The 1238-nt window shown below is 66.4% G+C and carries 1 protein-coding gene; it reads right to left on the bottom strand.

Going from position 1 to position 1238, the window contains the following annotated elements; genetic code table 11:
- Positions 1-215 precede the first annotated feature (215 nt).
- On the bottom strand, positions 216-1238 hold a 1023-nt coding region (locus AC1DGI_RS18210; protein ID WP_476899838.1), incomplete at its 5' end, for an IS110 family RNA-guided transposase.

Raw genomic sequence — 1238 nt, 5'->3', positions numbered from 1 at the left:
CCCCGCCTGCTCCGGTTGGCCGGCGCGTCTTGATCGACGGCGCTGTCAGACTGATATGCGCGGGTTGGCTACCGCAGGACGAGGTGTTCGGCTGGAGGGGTGCCGCTGGTCTAGCAATGTCGGGCGTCACCGGTTGGTTGCCGGTTGCCCATAGGTGTATCGCGGGTCTCCTCCACGCTGCCGGGCCATTCAGGCCGGCCGGGAACGGCACACGTCTATTCATCCGTCCATGGCTGCTCCTGTTGGACCGCGGCGGCGAGAGACCAGCACCAGCCAGCCAGTTCCCGTGCGACAGCGACATTGGCGATGACCCGGCGTTTGTGACGGGCTTCGAACTGGTCCCACCTGTGGTGCAGCCGGTGGTTGCCCTGATGGCCGCGGACCCGGGATGCCTCGTCGGCGGCGTCCCAGCGGGCACGCATGTCCCGGCTGGCATTGGTATAGGGGCGGCGGTGATGCCAGGCGGCCTCGACCAGCAGGCGACGGGCATGGGTGTTGCCGGTCTTCGTGATGCCGCCCTGGGACCGTGAAGCGCCGGAGGAATGCTCCGAGGGGACCAAACCCAGATAGGCGCCGATSGTGGAGCCGGTGAAACGTGTCCAGTCACCAATCTCCACTGCCAAGCCGAAAGCGGTCAGCACCGAGATCCCGCGCAAACACATCAACGCATGGACCACKGGCGCATAGCGGTCGGTGGCCGCGAGGGCGGTGATCTTCGCATCCAAACGRTCCCTGCGGTCCAACGTCAGGTCCGCAGCTTCCAAGCTGGCCTCGTAGGCGGCCTGCAGGGYCGGATCATCGAATCGTTGCCGGTGCAGCCAGGTGTGGTGGGCATCGGTCCAGGCATGGCCGCCGGAGTAGACCAGGCCGTGGCGCAACAGGAGCTTCGAGATCCGGTGCCTGGCCCTCATCAGATCCGCGCGGACGTCCTCACGGGCACGAACCAGATCCCGGGCCGCTTCATCCGCAAGGCCAGGAACCCGCACGGGCGTGATCTGTCCAAGAAGRGCCAAACGGGCCAGATGCTCGGCGTCCCGTGCATCTGTTTTCACCCGGTCACCGGAAGGCCTTTGCAGCTTGGACGGCGCAGCGACCAGGCACTCAATCCCCGCCTCGGCCAGTAACCGGGCCAACCCGAATCCGGTTGGACCTGCCTCATAAACAACGAGGGCAGGACCAGGCAACCCGGAAACCCACTCTGCGACCCCGGCATCGTTGGCGGCCAGGCTCTGCCTCAG

The organism is Arthrobacter sp. 05N428_2 (assembly GCF_056397065.1).
The sequence above is the reverse complement of the archived record's forward strand: the minus strand, read 5'-3'. Positions and strand labels throughout refer to the sequence as shown.